Source organism: Caulobacter sp. SSI4214, from assembly GCF_012184455.1.
Lineage (GTDB): Bacteria > Pseudomonadota > Alphaproteobacteria > Caulobacterales > Caulobacteraceae > Caulobacter > Caulobacter vibrioides_E.
On sequence record NZ_SZWJ01000108.1, the window covers coordinates 1 to 12,945 of the forward strand.

At 68.0% G+C, this 12,945-nt stretch carries 13 protein-coding genes and 1 pseudogene; 2 read left to right on the top strand and 12 right to left on the bottom strand.

Annotated elements, in window-relative coordinates; genetic code table 11:
- The 10 genes and pseudogenes from FCU40_RS20410 to hfaA all read right to left on the bottom strand — a co-directional run.
- A pseudogene (locus FCU40_RS20410) lies at positions 1-230 on the bottom strand (hypothetical protein); the annotation flags it as partial.
- Between the two features lie 62 nt (positions 231-292).
- Complete coding sequence (locus tag FCU40_RS20415) at positions 293-1,051, bottom strand: ABC transporter permease (RefSeq protein WP_168077445.1); 759 nt, start codon at positions 1,049-1,051, stop codon at positions 293-295.
- Positions 1,048-1,797 carry an ABC transporter ATP-binding protein gene (locus FCU40_RS20420; protein WP_168077447.1) on the bottom strand — a complete coding sequence of 250 codons (750 nt, stop codon included), beginning with the start codon at positions 1,795-1,797 and terminating at the stop codon, positions 1,048-1,050. Before FCU40_RS20420 ends, FCU40_RS20415 begins: the two co-directional genes overlap by 4 nt.
- Positions 1,794-2,783 carry an ABC transporter substrate-binding protein gene (locus tag FCU40_RS20425; protein WP_168077449.1) on the bottom strand — a complete coding sequence of 330 codons (990 nt, stop codon included), beginning with the start codon at positions 2,781-2,783 and terminating at the stop codon, positions 1,794-1,796. Before FCU40_RS20425 ends, FCU40_RS20420 begins: the two co-directional genes overlap by 4 nt.
- A 101-nt stretch (positions 2,784-2,884) precedes the next feature.
- Positions 2,885-4,963, bottom strand: coding sequence for an MASE1 domain-containing protein (locus FCU40_RS20430; RefSeq protein ID WP_168077451.1), 2,079 nt, complete (start codon positions 4,961-4,963; stop codon positions 2,885-2,887).
- A gap of 215 nt (positions 4,964-5,178) precedes the next feature.
- Positions 5,179-6,996 carry an ABC-F family ATP-binding cassette domain-containing protein gene (locus FCU40_RS20435; RefSeq protein ID WP_168077453.1) on the bottom strand — a complete coding sequence of 606 codons (1,818 nt, stop codon included), beginning with the start codon at positions 6,994-6,996 and terminating at the stop codon, positions 5,179-5,181.
- Positions 6,997-7,146: 150 nt separating this feature from the next.
- Positions 7,147-7,635: a universal stress protein gene (locus FCU40_RS20440; RefSeq protein WP_168077455.1), complete on the bottom strand. Its 489-nt coding sequence runs from the start codon at positions 7,633-7,635 to the stop codon at positions 7,147-7,149.
- Between the two features lie 83 nt (positions 7,636-7,718).
- Positions 7,719-8,909 (bottom strand): holdfast anchor protein HfaD, encoded by a 1,191-nt coding sequence (gene hfaD / locus FCU40_RS20445; protein WP_241693668.1) that lies wholly within the window; start codon positions 8,907-8,909, stop codon positions 7,719-7,721.
- Complete coding sequence (hfaB, locus tag FCU40_RS20450) at positions 8,887-9,903, bottom strand: holdfast anchoring protein HfaB (protein WP_004621082.1); 1,017 nt, start codon at positions 9,901-9,903, stop codon at positions 8,887-8,889. The genes hfaD and hfaB overlap by 23 nt, the downstream gene beginning before the upstream one ends.
- Entirely contained in the window at positions 9,900-10,343 is a 444-nt protein-coding gene (hfaA, locus tag FCU40_RS20455; RefSeq protein WP_004621081.1) for a holdfast anchoring protein HfaA, read from the bottom strand. Before hfaA ends, hfaB begins: the two co-directional genes overlap by 4 nt.
- A 148-nt stretch (positions 10,344-10,491) precedes the next feature.
- On the opposite strand from hfaA, the gene FCU40_RS20460 reads away from it, so the two are divergent.
- Both FCU40_RS20460 and FCU40_RS20465 read left to right on the top strand, forming a co-directional pair.
- Positions 10,492-11,169, top strand: coding sequence for a rhomboid family intramembrane serine protease (locus tag FCU40_RS20460; RefSeq protein ID WP_168077459.1), 678 nt, complete (start codon positions 10,492-10,494; stop codon positions 11,167-11,169).
- A 54-nt stretch (positions 11,170-11,223) separates the two neighbouring features.
- Complete coding sequence (locus FCU40_RS20465) at positions 11,224-11,655, top strand: CBS domain-containing protein (protein ID WP_004621077.1); 432 nt, start codon at positions 11,224-11,226, stop codon at positions 11,653-11,655.
- 180 nt (positions 11,656-11,835) lie between these two features.
- Here the strand turns inward: FCU40_RS20465 and FCU40_RS20470 are convergent, their stop codons facing one another.
- Positions 11,836-12,267, bottom strand: coding sequence for an Rrf2 family transcriptional regulator (locus tag FCU40_RS20470; protein ID WP_004621075.1), 432 nt, complete (start codon positions 12,265-12,267; stop codon positions 11,836-11,838).
- 408 nt (positions 12,268-12,675) lie between these two features.
- The coding region (locus FCU40_RS23175) for a hypothetical protein (protein ID WP_206677358.1) at positions 12,676-12,945 on the bottom strand (270 nt) is incomplete at its 5' end.

The window sequence follows — 12,945 nt, forward strand, 5'->3', positions numbered from 1 at the left end:
GGCTGTTGGACGGCCTGCTGAACGGCGACCGGCGCGATGGCTTCCCGCTTGCCCGACCACCCCAGCAAGGCGCCGCCATAGGGCGTCCCGGTGAAGCCCGGGCCCTGGGCGCCGACGGGCGTCGGCGCGCGATCGGGGGCGGGGCCGTAGCGGCTCTCGCGCGCGCCGTCCCGCGCGTGCGCGGCGGTGGCGGCGCAGGCGAGGGCGGCGATGAGGGCGACGAGGCGCATGGGGCTGTTCAAGTTAGAGCTCCTACGGATATCCGTGATACCCGTGGCCGCTTAATCTTGGCCTAACGACCGCGCCAGGCGCGGAGCAAACGACGCTCCGCCAGCTCCATCAGGGCGTGTAAGGCGACGCCGAGAATGGCCAGGGTCAGCACGGCGGCGAACACCTTCGCGGTCTGCAGGCGATTGTAGGCCTCCAGGATCCGCCAAGCCAGGCCTTGGGTTCCGCCGGACCCCGCCACGAACTCGGCGACGACCGCGCCGATCACGGCCAGACCCGTCGCGACCTTATGGCCTTCCAGCAGCGCGGGAACGGCCGAGGGCAGGCGCAGGCGGACGAGCCGCTGCCAGGGCGTCGCGCCATAGAGATCGAACAGGCGGGCGAGATCCGGGTCCGCCGCCTTCAGGCCCGTGAGCGCGCCCGAGAAGATCGGGAAGAAGGCGACGACGGCCGCCAGACCCGTCACGGCTCGGCCTGGATGGTCGATGCCGGCCCAGATCGTCACCAAGGGCGCGATGGCGACCAGCGGAGTGACCTGCAAGGTCACGGCGATCGGGCGGACGGCGTCCTCCAGCTGGCTGTTGAGGCTGACGGCCAGGGCCAGGGCGCACGCGATCAGGCTGGAGATGGCCAGGGCGACCAGCGCCGTCGAGAGCGTCGTCCAGGCCGAGGCCAGCAGCAGCGGCCAGGCGCCGACGAAGGCCGTCGCGATCGCGCTGGGCGCGGGCAGAAGATAGGGCGGGACCGCCAGGGCGCGGCAGGCGATTTCCCAGCCGCCCAGCAGGACGGCGATCAGGATCAGCGGAGGCAGAACGCGCTTCACGCCGCCCGCTCCGGGGCTTGGGCCAGCAGGGTCGAGACCGCCTCGGCGGCGGCGCGGAAGGCTTCCGTGGCGCGGAAGCCGGGGGGCCGCGCGACGGGGCCGTCGATGGCGATCTCGCCGACGATGCGGCCGGGGCCAGGCGACATGACCACCACCCGGCCGGCCATATAGACCGCCTCCTCGACATTGTGGGTCACGAAGACCACGGCGGGCGAAAGCTCGGCGGCCAGGGCGAGGACGTCGTCGGCCAGGGCGCGGCGGGTGATCTCGTCCAGCGCCGCGAAGGGCTCGTCCAGCAGCAGCAGGCGCGGGCGGGTGACCAGAGCACGGGCCAGCGAGGCGCGCATGGCCATCCCGCCAGACAGTTGAGCGGGGCGCGCGCCCAGCGCGGCGCCCAGGCCGACCTTGCGCAGGGCTTGGTCGGCGGCCGGCATCGCATCCTTCTTGGCCACGCCGGCCAACGCCAGCGGCAAGGCGACATTGTCCCGCGCCGACAGCCACGGGGCCAAGGTGGGCGACTGGAAGACGACCGAGGTCTCGCCCCGACCGGCGGCGCGCGTCACGGTCCCGCGCGTCGGGGCCTCCAGACCGGCCAGCAGGCGCAGGGCCGTGGACTTGCCGCAGCCAGAGGGGCCGACCAGGGCCACGATCTCACCGGGCGCGAGGCTCAGGTCGACCGGTCCAAGGGCGCGGCCCCGGGCGTAGTCGACCTCGACGGCGTTGAGGCTGGCGATGGGGGTCTTCATTGCGCCTTGGGCAGGAACTGCAGCGTGTAGGCCTTCTTGTAATCCATGTCCTTTGGATAGACGCCCTGGTCGGCGGCGACCTTGAAGAACTCGGCCCAGCGCGCGTCGCTCATCTGGCCGATCTCGCCGTCCTTGCCGACGATACCGTAGGACCGCATCTTTTCGCGGGCCTGGTCGAGGACGTCCTGGGTCATTTCCGGATTGTCCTTCAGGATCGCCGCGTCGCCCGGCTTGGCGTCGCCGTAGAGATAGGACTTCCAGCCCGCCGCCGTGGCCTCCACGAAGGCCCGCACCGCCGCTGGGTTCTTGGCGATCAGGTTGTCGGGAACCAGGGCCATCGAGGCGTAGGCCGGATAGCCGTTGTCGGCCAGCAGGAAGACCGCCGGCTTCTCCTTGCCTTCCTTCTCGATCAGATAGGGCTCGCTGGTGACGTAGCCCTGCTGGATCACGCGCTTGTCGGCCAGGAAGGGCGCGGACGAATAGTTGTACTTGCGCACCTGATCGTCGGCGAAATGGTACTTGGCCTTCAGCCATACCCAGAAGGCGGTGATCGAGGCGTCGGCCAGCAGGATCGGCCGGCCCTTCATGTCGGCCAGGCCGTTCACGCCCTGGCCGGGGTGGGCGATCAGGACCTGCGGGTCCTTCTGCATGAAGGCGGCGACGGCTTTGACCGGAGCGTTCTCCTTGGCCAGGTTCATGACGATGAAGCTGTTGGAGCCGACGCCGACATCGACCGCGCCGGTGGCCAGAAGCTGGGGCACGTTCACGGCCGGGCCGCCCTGCACCAGGGTGACGTCTAGGCCGCGCTTCTTGTACTCGCCGGTGGCCAGCGCCTGGTAGTAGCCGCCGAGCTCGGCCTCGGCCCGCCAGTCGGTGGCCAGCTTCAGCTTGGTCAGGCCGGTCGGCGCGGCGTCCTTCTTGGGGGCGGGCGAGCAGGCGGCGATGAAGGCCATCAGGCCCAGGGCGGCGAAGGCGCGGCGGCGCATGGAGCGTTCCCCTTGTTCGCGGCCAAGGTAAGCAGCGTTGGGGGCTCTTCCAACCCAGAACCGCAAATCCGATATCACGGCGTTCGCGAGAAGACGTCGGTTCAGGCCCGGGACCCCGCGCCCGGCTTTCTAAGCCAGCGCTCGACCTTGGCGTAGAGCGCGTCACGCTGGATGGGCTTGGCGATGTGATCGACCATGCCGACGGCGTAGCAGCGCTCGACCTGGCGAGGCAGGGCGTCGGCGCTCATCGCGATGATCGGGACGTCGCTGGCCGGCGCCCCCAGCGCCTTGATCGCGCGCGTCGCCTCGAAGCCGTCCATCTGAGGCATGTGGATGTCCATCAGGATGATGTCGTAGTCGCCCCGCCGGGCGCGCTCGACCGCTTCCCGTCCGTTCTCGGCGACGTCCACCTCGCAGCCGACCTGAGCCAGCAGGGTCTGGCCGATCTCAAGATTGATGGGATGGTCGTCGACGATCAGGATCTTGGCGCCGCCCGGGGCCGAGGCCTTGGGGCGCTCGGGGAGGGGAAGCTCCTCGGCGGTCGGGGCCGACAGTTCGACCCAGAAGCACGAGCCCCGCCCCGGCACGCTGTCGACGCCGATACGGCCGCCCATGACTTCGACCAACGTCCGGCAGATGGCCAAGCCCAGGCCCGCCCCGCCGTGCAGCCGCCGCATCGAGCTGTCGGCCTGGGAGAAGCGCTGGAACAGCAGGGCCTGCTTGTCGAGCTCGATGCCGACGCCGGTGTCGATGATCTCGAAGCGCAGCCGATCCTCAGCCTCGCCGGGCTCGACCGAGAGGCGCGCGTCGATCCGCCCCTCCTCGGTGAACTTCACGGCGTTGTTGAGGAGGTTGATCAGCACCTGGCGCAGACGGTCCGCGTCCAGTTCGTGCAGGCCGCCGACCGGGTCGTGGACCTCGACATTCATCGACAGCCCCTTGGCGCGGGCTTCCGGCGCGATGATCGCGGCCGCGTCGCTCAGCAGCCCGGCGGCCGAGGTGGGGCGGGGCAGCAGTTCGATCAGGCCGGCCTCGACCCGCGAGAAGTCCAGAATGTCGTCGACCACCGTCAGCAAGGCCGCGCCGGCGCTGTCGATCAGGTTGACCTGACGGCGGGCGTCCGGCGGCAGGTCGTCGCGGGTCGCCAGCAGCTGGGCGAACCCCAGCACGCTGTTCAGCGGCGTGCGGATCTCGTGGCTCATCGTGGCCAGGAACTCGGTCTTGGCCTCGGTCGCCGCCTGGGCTCGGGCTCTGGCGGCGCGGGTTAACAGCTCACGACGCACCAGCAGGCGTTTGAGGCGGTCCTGCTGGGCCAGGGCCAGGCCGGCGGCCAGGCAAGTGTAGAACAGGACGGCCAGGAAAACCTGCACCGTGCGCACCTGGGCGACCGGGCCCAGAACCGCGTTGAAGCGCGGGGACGAGCCGCTGATCACGAACGGCATGACGATAACCGCGATCACCAGCGAGGCCATGGCCGCGCCCCGCGCGCCCAGCCGGTAGGCCGCCACGAGCGCGACGGGGAAGATCAAGAACGGCGGCGCTCCCGATACGGGATGCGCGCACAGCAGGGTGACGGCCGCCACCGCGAAAATGAGCAGGAACTGTTCGCGCCAGTTGCTGCGGAAGGCCCGTCGGTGCTCGGCGTCGATCAGCACCAGGGTCGCGGGCAGAACCACGGCGAGGCCCAAGGCGTCCCGGAGGAACCAGTCCATCAGGTCCTTTCTGAACGGCTCGCCGGAGACGCCGGTCAGAATGGCCGCGCACAGCAGGGCCGAGGCCGCCGCGACGGGGGTGGTCACGGCCGGCAGCAGGGCCAGGGCGCGCATCGAGCGAATGCGATGGCGGCCGCCGCCGATGCGCAGGCTCAGCAGCCAGACGGCCAGGGCCTCCAAGGTGTCGATCCCCGTGTACAGCAGGGCGCGCCCGGGCGTGTCGCCGACCAGCAGGCCGACCGCCAGATGGAACACCACGAACACGAGGGTCAGGGACAGCCGTCGCGAACCGCTCAAGGCCAGCAGGCCGGCCGCGAGAAGGGCGTTGGCGGGCCAGAAGGCGGCGACGCCCTGGGGCGTTCGGGTCAGGTAATCGCTGAAGACGAGGCTGGCGACGATGGCGGCCGAGAGGCTCAGCAGCAGAACGCTCTGCCGTCTCAGTTCCTGGCGCGCCAGCGCGTTTGGCATCGTCTTTCGTCCCCCAAACCCTTCCGCCCGTGCTCGGCGGTGACCTATGGGGTCGCGGTCGAACGCCGGGGGACCGGGAGACGTCGCGACACCATCGCCAGTTTTCAATCAGACGATGAAGCTGGCGCGCTTACCAATACGCTCCTCGGGCCTTTCGTTGCCGGTCTATCGCCGGCTGTGGCGTTTCGCCGCAGGTCCGCGCCGAGATCGCGGGGTCAGCCCGCCAGGCTTTCCTTCTTCTCTTCCAGCTCCAGCCATTCCATCTCGGCCTGCTCCAGATCGGCGCGAGCCTTGTCCAGAGCCTTCATGGTCCTGTCGAAGGCGGCCGGGTCGCGGCTGTACAGGTTTGGATCGGCCAGGGTTTCCTCGAGCTTGGCGATGATGGCCGGGCTCTTGGCGATCAGGGCCTCGCATTCCTCCAGGCGGCGCTGGTCCTTGTAGGACAGCTTGACGCTTTTCTTCGGGGGCGCGGGCGGGGCGGCCGGGGCGGACTTCGACACCGGCGCGAACGTCGCGCCGCTCTTGGTGGCTTTGAAGAAGTCCGGGTTCTGGTCCATCAGGTCGGTCCAGCCGCCGGGCGTCTCGACGATCCGGCCCTTGCCGTCCAGGGCGATGGTCGAGCTGGCCAGGCGGTCGATGAAGTCGCGGTCGTGGCTGACCAGGATCAGCGTGCCGTCGAAGTCGGCCAGCAGGTCCTCCAGCAGGTCCAGCGTGTCCATGTCCAGATCGTTAGTCGGTTCGTCCAGCACCATCAGGTTGGTCGGATTGGCCAGGGCGCGGGCCAGCAGCAGGCGATTGCGCTCGCCGCCCGACAGGCTGGTGACCGGCTGGCGCAACTGGGCGTCGGTGAACAGGAACTCCTTGGCGTAGCCGGCCACATGCTTGGGGTGGCCGCGCACGATGATCGAGTCCCCGCCGCCCGGCGTCAGGAAGTCCCAGACGGTGATCTTGTCCGACAACGCCATGCGGGCCTGATCGATGTAGGACACCTCCAGGTTCGTTCCCAGCTGCACCGCGCCGGCGTCCGGGGTCAGCTCGCCCAGCAGCAGCTTGACCAGCGTGGTCTTGCCGGCGCCGTTCGGACCGACCAGGGCGACGCGGTCGCCGCGGATGATGCGCGTGGAGAAGTTCTCGACGATCGTCCGCTCGCCAAAGCGCTTGGTCAGGCCCTTGGCCTCGACGACGCGCTTGCCCGAGGTTCCCGAGGACTCGACCGCCATGGTCATCGCTCCACGGATCTCGCTCTGACGGTCCTTCTTCTCGGCGCGGAGGGCCAGCAGGGCGCGGCGCCGGCCTTCGTTGCGCGCCCGGCGGCCCTGAACGCCGCGCGCCAGCCAGGCGTTCTCGCGCTCCAGCACCTTGTCCAGGCGGCGAGCCTCCTCGGCGTCGGCGGCGATAATCGAGTCGGCCCAGGCCTCGAACTCGGAAAAGCCCTTGTCCAGGCGGCGGATCTTGCGGTGCTCCAGCCAGAAGCAGCGTTCGGTGACGCGGTTCAGGAAAGCGCGGTCGTGGCTGACGATCAGCGCCGCGCACTTGGAGGCGGCCAGTTCGTCTTCCAGGGTCTGGATGGCGAAGATGTCCAGGTGGTTTGTCGGCTCGTCCAGCAGCAGCACGTCGGGCTGCTCGGCGAAGGCGCGGGCCAGGGCGGCGCGGCGGGTCTCGCCCCCCGACAGGCCCTTGGCGCTCTTGTTGGGATCGAGGCCGAAGTCGGCCAGGGCCGCCTGCGCCTCGTAGTCCTGGGCGCCGCCCGCGGTGGCGTAGTCCAGCAAGGTCTCGCCGGTGATGTCCGGTTCCTGGCTGACATAGACGACCTTGGCGCCGGGTTGCACGGCGCGCTCGCCGCTGTCCGCCTCGACACCCTGGGCGGCCAGGATCTTCAGCAGGGTCGACTTGCCCGCGCCGTTGCGGCCGACCAGGCAGGCGCGCACGCGCGGCTCCAGGGCCAGGTCGACACCGTCGAACAGGGGCTTGGCGCCGTCGGCGAGACGGACGTCCTTGAGAGCGAGTACGGGCGCGCGGGCGGGAGGAGCCATGATCGTCTAAATACTTCTCGACGCCGCTCGTGGCGGCGGAATGTCTTGGAGACGTGCGGCGTATAGCAGGGCGGGCTTCGAGGAAACGCCAAAATCTCGGCCCCAAGCCCTAAGCCCGCCGCGTCCGCGACGCCGTCGCGGGCGAAAGGGTCAGCCGGCGGCGAACTCGGCCGACAGGCGCGTCATCTCGGCGGCGAACTCCGCGTCGCTGATCGGACGGCGGGCGACCAGCAGGCTGCAGTCGACGTCATCGACGATATAGGCGCCCGAGGAGCCGCTCCACCAGCGTTCCAAGAAACTTCGCTTGCGGTGGCCCACCACGACCAGATCCGCCGAGACCTTGCGCGCGAAGGCGCTGATGATCGGCGCCGGGTCGCCGCGCACGACATGGCCGGTCGCCTCGAGCCCGAACGCCTTCAGCTTGGCCAGGCCTTCCTCGACCAGGGCGGCGCTCGCGGCGGTCAACTGGTCGGCCGCCCCGGGATGAACGCCCTCGGCCATGGTGATCGCCGAGCTGTCGGAAAGCACGCACAACAGCCAGACGCGGGAGCCGTACCGCCGGGCCAACAAAGCGCCTTCCCGCAGCGCGGTCCTGGCCTCGTGGCTGCCGTCGAACGCCAGAATGATCTTCTCGTACATGGGTCCCATCCGTCCGCCACGAAGCGATCGCGCGTCCATGATAGAGCGCGACTAGGCGCTCGTGTCACCTGGGCGGAACGCGCTCAGTTGCCGCTGGGCGAGCGGACGTAGAAGCCGGCGTTGTTGCCGACCGCCGTCGAGACGCCGGTCACCTGCCGACCGGTCGAGTAGCTGTTGGTCGTCGTGGTGGCGCCGACGTCGGCGTTATTGACCTGGTTGTTGTTCACCGTCATGCGGCCGTTGCAGCGCGAACAGACCGTGCCGCTGACCGCGTTGCCCATAGCCGTGGCGGCGGTCGTCGCGTCATAGCCGTCCTGGCCGCCGAAGGTCGCGATCGCCTCCACGCCGCCGCCGTCATTGGTCTGGGTGTTGTTCAGCGCCAGTTCGGAGCCGAGATTGACCACCTGCGACGCGTTGCCGACGGCGTAGGCGTTCGTCTGGGCGCCGCCGAACTGGTACGAGGTCGCCTCGGCCTGGCCACGCACATACGACGTGTTCCACTGGTTCGATGTCAGGTCCGTCAGCGGGCCTTCGTTGGAGACCGACAGCGTGTTGCCGGTGGCCGTGGCGGTCGTCGCCGACAGATAGCTGGAACCATAGGCCGTGAACTTGCTGGCCTGGGTGACGTCGGCGGTGTTGGCCTGGTCGGTGATCAGGCGCGAGGCCGATTGGTTGGCGCCGCTGATATTGATGTTGTTGCCGGCCGTGGTCGCGCTGACCGAGATCGAGCCGGTGACCGCGCCCACATGGGCGCCGCCGTCCGCGAGTGTGTTGGCCGTGTTCGATTGGCTGAGCCGCAGCCCCGCCGCGCCGTTGTCCAGGCTCACGCCCTGGGTGTTGCCCATGGCCAGGGTCGAGACCGAGACGTCCTTGGCCTGGGCGTCGCCGGCCTCGATCTGGCCCCGCGCGGTGACGCCGGCGTTGTTCACCTGGACTCCGAAGGCCGAGATCGTGCCGCTCGCGGCGCCGATCGTACCGGAATTGCCCGCCGCCGTCGTATTGACGGTCGTGGTCGCGCCGCCGTCGGCGGCTATGCCGACGACGCCGTGAGCATAGACGGCGCCCTGGTTGGTCTGGTTCGAGGTCGCCGAGGCGTCGGCATTGGCGACGCCGATCGAGACGCCGTTGGCCTGGGCCGTCGTGGAGGCGGTCACGCCATCGGTGACCGTTTGCACGTTGAGAGCCTGTTCGGAGAAGATCTCGCCCAGATTGATCTGGTTGTTCAGGATCGGACTGGGCGCGGTCGTCTGGCTAGTAGCGACCCCGCTTAGCATCACGGATATCGGGATCGCGGCTAGCGTTCCAGCGAGACGGGTCTTCGCGGGTCTGCGCATTGTTCGTTCCCGTATTGTTGTAGGCCGGCGTGAAGGCGCCGGTCTGGCCCACGGTGCCGTCTCCCAGCGGATCGTAGCGCAGGCAGCTTTGCGGACCGGGCATGCCGTAGAGGTTGGCGGCCATCTCGACGACGGCGCGTTCGATCAGCGCGCGAACCGCCAGCTGCATGGGCTCCAGAGCTCCACGGCCGGCCGACAGGTCGACCAGGGTGGTGCCCAGGAAGTCGAAGACGCCGGCGCTGACTTCGCGTCCGACGACCTGTTTCTGATAGGAGATGACGTCCACCACTTCCAGCGTGCGGGTGTTCACCATCCGCAGGTCCAGCGCGACGTTCATGATGTAGGAGCGGCGGCGGAAATTGCCCTTCACGCCCTCGGGGTCCTTGTCGCCGGCATAGGCGTCCGCGCCGGCCGAGCGGATATTGAAGTTCAGCTCGGTGATCCCGCCCACGACATAGAAGTCCGAGCCGGGCACCTGGCCGGCCAGGATCTTGCGATAGTCGGCCGGCATGTCCGCGCGCGGATTGGGATTGTCCGAGATCAGCTTGTTGTTGGCGTATTTCAGCTCGAATTCGGAAACCGAGGTGTCGAAGCGCTCGACCATCGGCATGCCGGCCTTGGCGAAGGCCGAGAACGCCATCAGCGAGGCGCCTTGGGTGATCTTGCGGCCCGAGCCGTCGGACTCTTCCTTGCCGGTGTAGTCGGCGATGCGGCCGATGGCGATGCGCGGCGCGGCCACGTGGTTGGCGCGGGCGTATTGGTTCAGGCAGACCAGGGCCGGGGAATAGTCGGTCGGGTTGGCCGTGACCGGGGCGTTGCCGATCGGGGTGGCGTAGTTGCCAGCCGTCGAGGCCGTCGTCGGCACGCCGCCGCAGCCGCTGAGCGCCGTGGCGGCCAGCAGAGCCAAGGCCAGGCCTGTGCGCTGGATGATCATTGACCGACGCCGCCCTTCACCACCTTGGAGCCGGCGGTGACGGCGCCGTTGTTCACCTGGTTGGAGTTGACGATCACCGTGTTGTAGTTGCCCTGGGTGACGACCGTCAGGTTGTTGCCGATCGCGGTCGAGCCGGCATAGCCGCCGACGCCGCCCGCGCCGGCATAGGCGTCCAGCGCCCCGGTCGCACGACTGGTCGCATAGACGCTCTGGTCGGAACCGGTCAGCATCATGCCGTCAACGATCACCCGGTTGCCGTTGGCGTCGCGGGTCGAATACTCGACCATGCGATTTTCCTGGCCCGCGGTGCGGCCATAGCCTGCGTTCATCGACGCCGAATTGGTGGTCATCGTCTGCGCCGCGGCCGCGCCGCCGACGCCGAGCGCGACGATGGCGACGACGGTCGTGACGCGCTTATGCTTATTCCGATGCCAGGCCATGAAAGGCTCCGCGAACTGTCGACACGGGGCGTCAAGCAACACTCGTGCCAAAAAGATACAGACTGACCTGTAGACCCAAGGTCTCGAAAAATTGGTTAATCGCCGGCCATCGGCTTCGAATCGTCGCGCGAGGCCCTAAGTTGGAACCATGAGCGACGCCCCGTCCGAACGCCCCGAACAGGTCCCGCCGAAGGAGCCGGTGTTCAACGCGCCCTGGCCGGCCGTGCTCGCGGCGGCCTCGATCCTCGCGCCGTTCATTCTTCTATTGCGCATGGACGACGCCACCGTGGTGTCGCTGGCCCTCGTTCCCAAGGACTTCTGGGCGGGGCGCTGGACGGGCGTCGTCACGATGATGTTCGTGCATGGCGGTTGGGTCCACGCGCTGATGAACGCCGCCTTCGCCCTGGCCTTCGGCGCGCCGGTCGCCCGGCTGCTGGGACTTAACGGCCGGGGAGGGGGAATCTTCTGCCTGTTCTACCTGGCGTGCGGAGTCCTGTCGGGGATCGGCTTCGCGGCGATCCATCCGGACTCCGACGCCGCGGTGATCGGGGCGTCGGGCGCGGTCTCGGGCCTGATGGGCGCGGCGGCGCGGGTGATGGACACGCCTGGGCGCGTCGGGCCCATCCTGGGGCCGCGCGTCATCTCGTTGGGGCTGGGCTGGCTGATCGTCAATCTGGTGATGGCGGTGACGGGGACCCTATTGTCGATGGGTGCGGGCGAGATCGCCTGGGAGGCGCACCTCGTGGGCTTCGTCGCGGGCGCGATCTTGATCGGCCCGTTCGCGGCCTGGGCGGGAAATATCCCGCGCGGGGTCAATCCCCATTGATCAGTCGCACGCTTTGCGAGACCCTCGTTCCATAAGAACATAGGGAGACGCGCAGTGCTGGTTTCTCAGATCCTGAAAGACAAGGGTGATCTCGTGTTCACGGCCTCCCCCCAGGAGACCGTCGGCGCCGCCGCGGCGCTGCTTCATACGCGTAAGGTCGGCGCCATGGTGGTGGTCGACGACAAGGAAGCGGTCGTGGGCATTGTCTCCGAGCGCGACATCGTGCGGGTGATCGCCAAGGAAGGCGCCAGCGCGCTGACCAAGCCGATTAGCGCCTGCATGAGCGCGAACGTGATCTTCGCTCAGCCGGACGAGACGGTGGAAGCCCTGCTCGAGCGCATGACCGACCGCCGCATTCGTCACCTTCCGGTCGTGAAGGGCGGACGCCTGGCGGGGATCATCTCGATCGGCGACCTGGTGAAGTACAAGATCCACGAGGCTCAGGCCGAGGCGGACGGACTCAAGGCCTATATCACGGCGGGCTGATCCACCTGGAGCGTGAGGCTGAAAGTGGGAACCGGTTTCAGCTTATCTCACGCTCTAAACATTTGATTTAGAAGCCCTGCGCTTGTCGCGGGCGAGCAAGCGACGCGGGCGCTTATGGAGACGGTTGGTCTCTTGGATATGCGCGCCTCTATATAGAGGCTCCACTCTATATAGAGGGACTCAACCCTCGATTAGCTCCGCGCCCGCGCCTTGGGCGGCGTCCGCCAGGCTGTAGCCTTCCAGCACCGCGGCCGTGGCGTCGCGGGCGCGCAGCAACGCCTCGCGCAGGGCGCAGGTCGCCAGATCGCGACAATCCTCGCATCGGCGGAAGGCGGTGCGGCTGACGCAGGGCGCCAGGGCCAGGGGGCCGTCCACCAGGCGGATAATCTCGGCGAAGCTGATCGTCTCGGGCTGGCGGGCCAGCACATAGCCGCCGAACTTGCCCCGCCGGCTGATCACCAGGCCCTCTCGCGCCAACGAAAGAAGAATGGCCTCCAGGAACTTGCGCGGCGCATCGGCGCGTTCCGCCAACTCCCCAGCGGTGACCTGGGTGTTGGCTCGGGCCAGTTCGATCATCGCGCGCAGGGCATAGCGCGCCTTCTGGGATAGCATGGACGCTGGTCACCTTATGGAGGCGGGCCAGTTTGGACGGCCTCGCGCTTGAAGCGCGTCCAGCCTTCTGAGCGAGGCGAGGGCGGCGTGCAAGTCCGGCGTGACATAGTTCATGCACAGAGGAATGCGGCGCCTGGGGATGAATCGGAGATTCAGCGCTTGCCGGGCCGGGAAGGGGGCTCTAGAAGCCGCCCCTCGCTTCGGGGCCACGGCCCGTCGGACGAAACCTTGGCCTTCGGGGCTTGCGTTTCTGATGGTGGTTCGATAGGTTCCGCAGCCTCAATCGAATCTCTTCTGACTTACGGCGCTCCAGTCTGGCGCGTCCCGGCCATCTTTTGCGTTCTGAAGCGGCCTGACCGCCAAGAAAACAAAAAGAAGAAAGTCGGTTGACCTTGGAATTCGGCTTCGCTAGAAGCCGCGCTCCTCGAAATGCAAAGAGCTCCGCAAGGTGTTCCAAGTATTTCGGCTCCAGAAAAGCTTCTGTTTATTTTGAAAAAGAGCTTGACTGGATTTGGTAGCTTCTCTAGAAGCTGCCAGCTCCGCTGAGAGGCTTTCGAGCTTGTTGGCGCTCCGGTTCGAAGAGTTTTGAAAAAAACGATTTGACACGGGTTTCGGGGTTGGATAGATAGCCGCCTCCGCCGCTGACCGGGCGCTAAACGGTTGGGCCGCTTCGGCGGT